The 8,705-nt window shown below is 69.9% G+C and carries 10 protein-coding genes and 1 pseudogene; 4 read left to right on the top strand and 7 right to left on the bottom strand.

Going from position 1 to position 8,705, the window contains the following annotated elements; translation table 11 throughout:
• On the bottom strand, positions 1-582 hold a 582-nt coding region (locus D7W79_RS34315; RefSeq protein WP_147442185.1), incomplete at its 3' end, for a TetR/AcrR family transcriptional regulator.
• Positions 583-674: 92 nt separating this feature from the next.
• Between D7W79_RS34315 and D7W79_RS34310 the strand changes: the two genes are divergently transcribed.
• Positions 675-1,052, top strand: coding sequence for a DUF1304 domain-containing protein (locus tag D7W79_RS34310; protein WP_120529548.1), 378 nt, complete (start codon positions 675-677; stop codon positions 1,050-1,052).
• 8 nt (positions 1,053-1,060) lie between these two features.
• On the opposite strand, the gene D7W79_RS34305 is transcribed toward D7W79_RS34310, so the two are convergent.
• Positions 1,061-1,570 (bottom strand): FmdE family protein, encoded by a 510-nt coding sequence (locus D7W79_RS34305; protein ID WP_120529547.1) that lies wholly within the window; start codon positions 1,568-1,570, stop codon positions 1,061-1,063.
• Positions 1,571-1,785: 215 nt separating this feature from the next.
• Between D7W79_RS34305 and D7W79_RS34300 the strand changes: the two genes are divergently transcribed.
• A complete protein-coding gene (locus D7W79_RS34300; RefSeq protein WP_158617123.1) occupies positions 1,786-2,886 on the top strand; it encodes a beta family protein in 1,101 nt (366 codons plus the stop codon).
• Here D7W79_RS34300 and D7W79_RS34295 read toward each other — a convergent pair.
• The 4 genes from D7W79_RS34295 to D7W79_RS34280 form a co-directional block, all read right to left on the bottom strand.
• Positions 2,864-3,424, bottom strand: a complete 561-nt coding sequence (locus D7W79_RS34295) for a sce7726 family protein (protein ID WP_120529549.1) — start codon at positions 3,422-3,424, stop codon at positions 2,864-2,866. The two genes, D7W79_RS34300 and D7W79_RS34295, sit on opposite strands and share 23 nt — an antisense overlap.
• Before the next feature lie 66 nt (positions 3,425-3,490).
• Complete coding sequence (locus D7W79_RS34290) at positions 3,491-5,371, bottom strand: caspase family protein (RefSeq protein ID WP_120529545.1); 1,881 nt, start codon at positions 5,369-5,371, stop codon at positions 3,491-3,493.
• Entirely contained in the window at positions 5,368-6,087 is a 720-nt protein-coding gene (locus D7W79_RS34285) for an anti-sigma factor (protein ID WP_120529544.1), read from the bottom strand. The genes D7W79_RS34290 and D7W79_RS34285 overlap by 4 nt, the downstream gene beginning before the upstream one ends.
• Positions 6,080-6,592 carry an RNA polymerase sigma factor gene (locus D7W79_RS34280; protein WP_120529543.1) on the bottom strand — a complete coding sequence of 171 codons (513 nt, stop codon included), beginning with the start codon at positions 6,590-6,592 and terminating at the stop codon, positions 6,080-6,082. The genes D7W79_RS34285 and D7W79_RS34280 overlap by 8 nt, the downstream gene beginning before the upstream one ends.
• A 146-nt stretch (positions 6,593-6,738) precedes the next feature.
• On the opposite strand from D7W79_RS34280, the gene D7W79_RS34275 reads away from it, so the two are divergent.
• Positions 6,739-7,236 (top strand): hypothetical protein, encoded by a 498-nt coding sequence (locus tag D7W79_RS34275; RefSeq protein WP_120529542.1) that lies wholly within the window; start codon positions 6,739-6,741, stop codon positions 7,234-7,236.
• Between the two features lie 13 nt (positions 7,237-7,249).
• The gene (locus D7W79_RS34270) at positions 7,250-8,464 is read left to right on the top strand and encodes an MFS transporter (protein ID WP_120529541.1); all 1,215 of its coding nucleotides are present in this window, start codon (positions 7,250-7,252) and stop codon (positions 8,462-8,464) included.
• On the opposite strand, the pseudogene D7W79_RS34265 reads toward D7W79_RS34270, so the two are convergent.
• Positions 8,454-8,705 (bottom strand): annotated as a pseudogene (locus D7W79_RS34265) (ATP adenylyltransferase family protein); the annotation flags it as partial. The gene D7W79_RS34270 and the pseudogene D7W79_RS34265 overlap by 11 nt on opposite strands.

Genomic DNA, 8,705 nt, shown 5'->3' with positions numbered 1-8,705 from the left:
GCCCGCCACCTCGCCCGCCGTCGCCTGGGCCAGCTTCGCCGCCGCGCCCGGGTCCACGCGCGCCGTGACGAGCACGCCAATCACCGCCCCCAAAAGCAGCTCCACCCGGCGAGCCACCGTCTTGCGCGGCAGCACGCCCGCCCGAGCCGCGCCCTCCAGGGCCCGCGTCAGGTGGCCTCGCAGCAGCGCCCGGTAGTCCTCCACCGCCTGCTTTGCCTCCGCGTCATGCGGGCCCAACTCCGTCGCCGTATTCACCAGCAGGCAGCCCCGCCGCGTCAGGGCCGGCGGCGCGGTGGCCATCGTCGTCGCGAGCGACTCGAAGTACTGCGTCACCTGCGCAAGGCCCGGCGCGTCCTTCGTGAAGACGCCCAGCCGGGGCCCGATGACCTCCTGGAGGTACAGCGTGATGGCCCGCGCGAACAGCCCGCGCTTGCTGTCGAACGTCTGGTACAGGCTGGAGCGGTTCAGCCCTGTCGCGGCCTCCAGGTCCGACAGCGACGTCGCCTCGTAGCCGCGCGACCAGAACACCCCCAGCGCCGCCCGCACCGCCTCTGTCTCGTCGAACGCCCGCGTCCTCGCCACGTCACCCTCCTTGACAATTCTGAACTGACCGTTTCAATATGGATTCGGAACTGACTGGTTCAGAATATCCCAACCCCGGAGGGGGAGTCATCATGTCGCTACTGGCGCAGGTCTTCGCGGTCATCGCCGCGCTCATCCACGTGCTGTTCTTCGTGATGGAGAGCATCGTCTTCTCCCAGCCGAAGGTGTGGCGGCGCTTCGGGCTGAAGTCGCAGGCGGACGCGGACGTGATGAAGGGGATGGCGTTCAACCAGGGCTTCTACAACCTGTTCCTCGCCCTGGGCGTGCTGGTGGGCGTGGTGCTGGTGCACACCGGCGCGGTGGTGTCGGGCGTGGCGGCCGTGGTGTTCGGCTGCGCGTGCATGGCGCTGGCGGCGCTGGTGCTGGTGAGCAGCAACCGGCACTTCCTCCGGGCCAGCATCATCCAGGGCGCCCTGCCTCTGCTGGCCATCTCGCTCGTGGTCTTCTGAGCGCGGGTTCAGGGCGCGACGGTTTCGAAGACGTCCGCGTCCGGCAGGGAGAGGACGACCCGGCCCGCTTCGCCCAGCTTCTCGCGTGGCACGTCGCGGAAGCGCTGCACGAAGCTCGAGGATGGACGCAGCGTGAGCGACTGGCCGGTGTCGCGGTTGCGGAACGTGGTCACGGTGTCCTCCGGCGTGGGCGCCGTGACGAGCGACAGGTTGAGCTTGCCCAGGCTGGCCCCGGTGGCCGCCGCCGCTCCGTCCGCGACGCAGGTGTATTGGACCTGCGCCGGACTGTGATGGATGACCTCCAGCTTGAAGCTGCCGCGGGGCAGGCCCAGCTGCTGGAGTGCATGTTCGCCCATCCGGTAGCCCGCGACCGCCCAAGGCCCCGCGCCGCCATGCACCAGCGCCACCCGCTCCAGCGCACCCGGTTCAGCGGGCGGGGTCGCGGTGGGCTTCGTGCTCGCACAGCCCAGGGTGAGGCCCAGCGTGACGGAGAGCAGGAGACGGCGGCGCACGGACATTGGGGGCTCCGGAGGAAGGACGGGCGGAGCGTTCTACCTGGAAGCGACGGACCCTGACGACCGAAGCGCAGGCGCCGCTTTCCCTGGAAGTCCACGTAGGCCTTATGGAGTTGCTGCATCCCTCGTGGATGGCTTGTCAGTGCTGAATGGCAGAGTCGGGTCAGAACAAACCGCGCCATGCAGCGCTGGCCAGTCCGTCGGGGGGATGCATCCAGATGCCACAAAGCTTCAACCACACGCCCTATGTGCCCATCCTCAAGCTCATGATGGGAGAGCGTGAGGCGCTCGCACAGCTGGAGGTCACGCAACGAACGCGCGTCACTCCGCTCTTCGAAATCCGTCCTCCCAAGTCAAAGCCCGTGAAGGACAAGCGGAAGACCTTCCGGATGGAAACAATGGAAGAGGTGCTTGGCAGGATTGGGCCCCAGCTCGCCAAGGCCATCCCGGACTGTCGCGCCTTCATCGACGGCCTCCATCTTACGCCCGCGCAGATGATGGCTTCGGGAGAGCACCCCCTGGCGTATGTCCTGGCCCAAGCGCGAAAGTCCGGAGTCGCACTCGTCCCGTCGACAGGCCCTGAGCGCCCCCCCGAATACCAGGCCGTTGTCAGGGCCGCTGTCGCGGAAGACCAGCGAGGTATTTGCGTCCGCGTTCGCAAGAAGGAGTTGTTCGAGGACAACCTCGACGAGAGGCTCTCGTCGGTCCTTCACACGGTAGGAGCTTCCCGTGAATCAACCGATCTGGTGCTGGATCTCGGGTCAGTCGAACCCGATGACGTGAGCATGCTCTCGAAGAGCATCCCCGGCGTCCTGAGCACCCTCCATGGCGTGACAGCGTTTCGAACCTTGACCCTGGCAGCCGGTGCATTTCCGCAGTCCATCAGCCACATCAAGCTGCCGACGAAGGTGCCGAGGGCGGACTGGCTGCTGTGGCAGACCCTTGCCAGCAAGGCAGAGTCGCTCGTGAGGCTGCCAACCTATGGCGACTACGCAATCCAGGGGGCCTCGCCCCCTTCACCGGATGCGGCCATGCACCCTGGAAGCCCCAACATCCGCTACACGGCCGATGATCACTGGCTGGTGGTCCGTGGCGGCGCCTTCAAGCATCATGGCTATGATCAGTACTCGGCTCTTGCCGAGCACCTGATGGAGCAGGAGTGCTACGCGGGGCGCACCTTCAGCTGGGGCGACGCCTACATCTTCGGCTGCGCTGGTGGCGCCGAGACGCCCGGAAGCCCGGGTGTGTGGCGCAAGGTGGGAACGAACCACCACATCACGAAGGTGCTGAAACAACTCACCAGTCCTCACGCGCCTTGAGCAGGCGGCGGACCTCCGTGCGCAGCGCGTCAGCAGGGAGCAGTTCCACCAGCCGCTCGTAGAGCATCTTCCGGGGCTTGCTCCGCAGTCCCTTGGCAGCCTCCAGAGACTCCAGAAGCTCCAGCGCTTCATCGCGCCAGAGAAGCTTGGCCATGGCCACCATCTGCTGCTGGGGATTGCGCCGTGCCTTGCGCAAGGGCCGAAGCTTGACCGAACCATCACGCTGGGTGGTGGCCGTCTTGATGCCCCACCATGCGGGAATGAGACCGATGGCCTGTTCGACATGACGGGCGCCAACGACGAGCGTGGCCCTGTCGAGCACCGCGCTGTACGCCTCGACCTGTCGAGGAAGACGCGCCAGGGTGTCCCGTTCGCTCTTCAGTTCGTAGCCATGCATCTCGCCGTTGATGACGGCCACGTCCACGAAGACCTGGCCGTGCTCCAACCCCAGTTCCTCACGGATAAGTGTTTCGGAGTCATCCGCGTGGGTGGCCTTGAGACTCGCCGTGAGGGCCTGTCGAACATCGAAGTCACGCATGGTGGAGGCCGTGAAGCTTACGGACACGGACTGGCGAACGCGACAGGATGTGTTCGGGGAACCTGGTTAGAGCGAATACCCGACCATCAGCGACGCGGAGGCCCTGGGCACCAGCGCCGTGCCGGAGTCCCGCTTCGCCATGACGCCTCCGGCGGAGGCGCTCAGGAGCATCGACAGGCGGCTTCGCAGGTCCAGCCGCACGCCCCCGGTGACGAGCGCCAGCGGTTCGAGCCCGAAGCGGGATCCCTCCTCCGGAAGCCGGGTCTGGAAGACGGCCAGCGCCCCGGCCTCCAGCGCGCCGCTGAACGTCCAGGCGCCGTGCTTCCAGTGCGGCCCCGCGCCCAGCCGCAGCTCCAGCTCCGTTTGCTGAAAGGACACCGCGCTGCCCGTTCCCCGGCGCACCCCGAGCCCCAGGCTCGACGTGTCCACTCCGGAGAACAGCCGCCCTTCGCGCACCAGGCGCACGTCCAGGCCCGCGATGGACGACAGACCCGCCACGATGCCCGACGTCAGCGACGGCCCCACCGCGAGCAGCAGCGACGACGCCGCTCCCCCCTTGCGCGCGAGCCGCAGCCGCGCGGCTTCCTCCAGGGGTGTGCCTCCCACGGAGACGGTTCCATTGAGCGGCACCATCACCGACCGCTCCAGATAGCCTTCGTCCGCTCGCAGCAGCAGCCGGTACGCGCCGGGCGCCACGGCGAGCGTCGTGGGGCCCTCGCCCTTCTCCAGCTCCGCCACCAGCGACCCGCTCTCCGACGCCACCACGAGCCAGCGGCCCGGCGTCTTCACGTCGAGCGTCAGCCGACCTCGCGCCTGCTGGGGCTCGGAGAGCACCAGCTCGCCGCGTCCGCTCAGGTCCATCCGGAACGTGGGGCGCTGCACGCCTCCGGGTGACACGAGCGTGGACTCCAGCGTCCTTGCGTAGGCGTAGCGGTAGGCCTCTTCCAGCGTGACACGCCCATCGCGTGAAGCATCCGCCGCGCCGCGCAGCCCCACCGACAGGTGGTGCGTGAAGAAGGAGCCTTGCAGCGCATCCGACTCCTGCGCGTACTCATCCGCGCCCGAGGCGCTGATGACGATCCGCCCCTCCAAGTCCGAGGCCTCCATCGTGACGGGCGCGGTCACGGGCTTGAGGCCCTTCAGGCGCGTGGCGATTCCGGAGCGGCAGGAGTCCAGGATGAGCAGCCCCACGCCCACCGGGGCGCCCTTGAGGAAGTCCACCAGCTCGCGCATCGGCAGCTCGGTCCCGCGCAGGTGCAGGCTGCCGTCGCCCGCGTGCGACGACACGTAGAGCAACAGCCAGTCCCGCGACGAGGCCTCCACCGCGAGCCGCGCCCGGAAGCCCTTGAGGGCCTCCCGCAGCGTCGCGGCATCCGTGCCCAGCAGCATCAGCGTCCGCTCCGGCGGCACGGTGCCCACTTCCTGGAGCACCTCGCGCATCCGCTGCGCATCCGCCTCCGCGAAGCGCAGCCGCTCCTCGCCGGCCAGGCCCTGGTTCTCCCCCACGACCAACGCCCAGCGGCGCGGCGCCTCCTCGGCGGCGACAGCACGGAGCGGGCCCAGCATCGTGAGCAGTACCGCGAACATCCGGACGCCCAACGCCCAGCAGCGCGGAGTTCCCGCCTCGGAGATCCTCCGGAGCGGGCCCAGCACCGCGAACATCCGCATGCCCATGCCCAGCATCCGGCGGCGCGGAGTCGCCTCCTCGGCAGTCCTCTGGAACAGGCTTGGCACCGCGAACATCCGCATGCCCATGCCCAGCATCCGGCGGCGCGGAGCCGCCTCCTCAGCGGTCCTCTGGAGCAGGCCTGGCACCGTGAGCAGCACCGCGAACATCCGCATGCTCAGGCTCAGCAACGGGTGGCGTGGGGTCCCCGCCTCGGCGGTCCTCCGGAGCGGGTCCAACATCGTGAGCACCCGCATGCCCAGGCCCAGCGCGCGCTTCACGGCACGACCCTCAGCAGCGTGCGCGCCTGGGCCTTCCCGATGTCACCGGGCGTCACCACGTCCAACGGCCCCTGTCCCTTCGCGCGAGCCTCCGCGACGCGCGCGGTGAGTCCCTCTCGCGCCTGCGCCTCGTCCATCGGCGCATCCGAGAAGAACGCGTGCAGCGCCACCGACCCCGGCGTCACCTCCAGCGGCGGGGACAGCTTCACCTCCGCCCCTGGCTCCACCGTACCGCTCGTCCGGCCATCCTGTGGCCAGAGCCTGTCCACCGTGCCCGCTTCATCCACCGCGAGCACCAGCACGTTCCGGTATGGCCCCGTGCCCACCGCCAGCGTCACGCGCTCGCCCGGCTTCGCGTCCAGCACCGGCGCTCCCTGCGCGGACAGCAATCGCAGCGCCACGGTGCCCTTCAGCCGCACGCCGTCCTCCGTCCCGCGCGGCACGTAGACGACCAGCGCGAGCCCCACCGCCAGTGCCGCCACCAGCGGCACACCCCAGCTCCAACGGGGCTTCTCGGACCGGGCCCGCTTCTCCTCCAGCCTCGCCAGCACCGCCTTCGCTCGGGGCTCCCGCAGGCTCGACTCGCGCGACTGCCGCATCCGCTCGGCAATCATCGCGCAGGCCGGGCAGGCGGCCACGTGGCGCTCCGCGCGGCCCGAGTCATCCAGCCCCGCCAGCCACTCGTCCAGCTCCAGCCTCGTCAGGTGCTCAGCCACGCCCTGCCTCCAGCGCTTCCGGCAGCCGCCCCAGCTCCGCAGCCTTCTTCCGGATGGAGTCCAGGTCGCGGACGATGGTCTTGCGCGACACGTCCAGCATCCCGGCGATCTCCTCCTGGGTCAGCCCGTCGAAGAAGTGCAGCGTGGCCACCTCCAGCTCGCGCTCGCCCATCCGCCCCACGAGGTGGCGGATGAAGTCCGCGGCCTCCCACTGGCTGGGGGTCAGCGCCGCGGCCTCCGGGGCTTCCAGGAGCACCGGCTCCCGCAGCTGGCGCGAGCGCAGCGCGTTGAGGCACAGGTTGGTGGTGACGCGGTACACGTACGTCATCGGACGGGCCTCCCGTCGGAACCGCGCGCCGGCCGTCAGCATGCGCTCGAAGACCTCTTGAACGATGTCCCACGCATCGGCATCGCGGCCCAGCAGCGCGAGCGCGCGACGGTGCACCACGGGCGCGAAGCGCTCGTAGAGCTGCCTGAGCTCCTCCGCGTCGAGCCCGCTCCCCATCCGCCTGGTCCGACCTTCCCTTTCGTCCTTGAGACACCCGGCCCCGGCGGCCTGGGACATCGCATCGCATCCGCGATGGGCCGTGGGATATTAGTCGCCCCCCGGCGGCATGTCCCAGGCCGGCCGCACCGGGTGTCCCAAGCGCCGTGAAACGACTGCTCCTCGCCTCCCTCATCGCGCTCCTGGGCGCCTGCTTCGACCCGCTCTACGAGGACCCGACGCTCATCGGCGAGGCGTCGTGGGCCGTCTGCTGCGTTAGCGGTCAGGTGGACACCTGCCTCTGCGAAGAGGCCGGGGGCTGCGAGACCTCCTTCCGAGCGTGCGCGTCCGGCACCTGCGTGGCGTCAGCCAGCCAAAGCTGCGGTTCCGTCCAGGGGAGCCAGGACGCCGGAGGCACGGATCTCGACGCGGGCACCACCACCGACGCGGGCACCACCACCGACGCGGGCACCACCACCGACGCGGGTGTGGACGCCGGCACCGACGCGGGCACCCAGCAGCCCGTGAGCTACGAACCGTGCTGCGACCCAACGTCCCACCGGGTCACCACGTGCCAGTGCGCGCCCTCGGGCTGCGGCACCCGCCCTCCATTCACGCCTTGTGCGTCCACCCGCTGCGCGCTGGCGGGGGAGTCGTGCGGGTGAGATACCGGGCGCGATGAAGGGCACGTTCCGTTCGCTGCGCGGCTTCAACTACCGGACGTGGGCGGCCGGAGCCATCGTGTCCAACGTGGGCACGTGGATGCAGCGCACCGCCCAGGACTGGCTCGTCCTCACCCAGCTCACCCACAACAACGCCACGGCCGTGGGCGTGGTGATGGCGCTCCAGTTCGCGCCGCAGGTGCTGCTGCTCCCCCTGACAGGCTTCGCGGCGGATCACCTGGACCGCCGCAAGCTCCTGTTCACCACGCAGGCGACCCTGGGTGCCCTGGCGCTGGGGCTGGGACTCCTCACGCTCTGGGGGCACGTGCGGCTGTGGCACGTCGACGTGTTCGCGTTCCTCCTGGGCTGCGTCACCGCGTTCGACGCCCCCGCGCGCCAGACGTTCGTGGCGGAGCTGGTGGGCGAGGAGGACCTCTCCAACGCTGTGGCGCTCAACTCCACCTCGTTCCACGCCGCGCGCATGCTGGGCCCCGCCATCGCGGGGGTGCTCATCTCCTGGGTGGGCTCCGGGTGGATGTTCGTCATCAACGCGGCGTCGTTCGGCGCGGTGCTCTGTTCGCTGAGCCTCCTGCGCGCGAACGAGTTGCACGTGAGGGACCGTGCGCCAGGCACGCGCGGGGGCCTGCTGGAGGGCTTCGCCTACGTCTGGAAGCGGCCCGACCTGAAGGCGGTGCTGATCATGTTCTTCCTCATCGGCACCTTCGGGCTCAACTTCCCCATCTTCATCTCCACCATGTCCGTGAGCGTGTTCGGCCAGGGCGCGAGCGGCTACGGGCTCCTGACGTCCATCATGGCCATCGGCTCGGTGACGGGCGCGCTGCTCTCCGCGCGGCGCGCGCAGCCCCGCATCGGGCTGCTCGTCGTCGGGGCCGCGGTGTTCGGCGCCGGGCTGATGCTCGCGGCGGTGATGCCGACCTACGCCCTCTTCGGCGTCATGCTCGTCGTCATCGGCGTGTCGGCGCAGACCTTCACCACCACCGCGAACAGCCTGGTGCAGCTGTCCACCGCCCCGTCGATGCGCGGGCGCGTGCTCGCCATCCTCCTGGCCATCGCGCTGGGCGGCACGCCCCTGGGTGCTCCCGTCGTCGGGTGGGTCGCGGACACGTTCGGTCCGCGCCAGGCGCTGTGCGTGGGCGCCGCGGCGGGCTTCGTCGCGGCGCTCGTCGGACTGCGCTACCGCGCGAAGGCGGCTGCGACTCCTACGGGGTGACGCCCGCGACCTGGCGCAGCAACTCCAGGGGCCCCAGCGCGGCGACCGCGTCGAACTGCTCGGGCGTGCGCACCAGGAGCGACCCCGCGAAGCCCAGCGCGTTGACGTTGACGCCCAGGTGCTCCGCGCGGCTGCGGGGCACGAGCAGCATCCAGTCCCGCGTGACGAGCAGGTTGTACGGCGCGTGGTCGCCCAGGCCCATCGCCTCCCGCAGGAGCCGGTAGGCCGCCAGCATCCGCTC

The sequence above is a fragment of the Corallococcus exercitus genome (assembly GCF_003611585.1).
GTDB lineage: Bacteria > Myxococcota > Myxococcia > Myxococcales > Myxococcaceae > Corallococcus > Corallococcus exercitus.
Note: the sequence above shows the minus strand (reverse complement) of the source record. Positions and strands in the feature narration are given on the sequence as shown.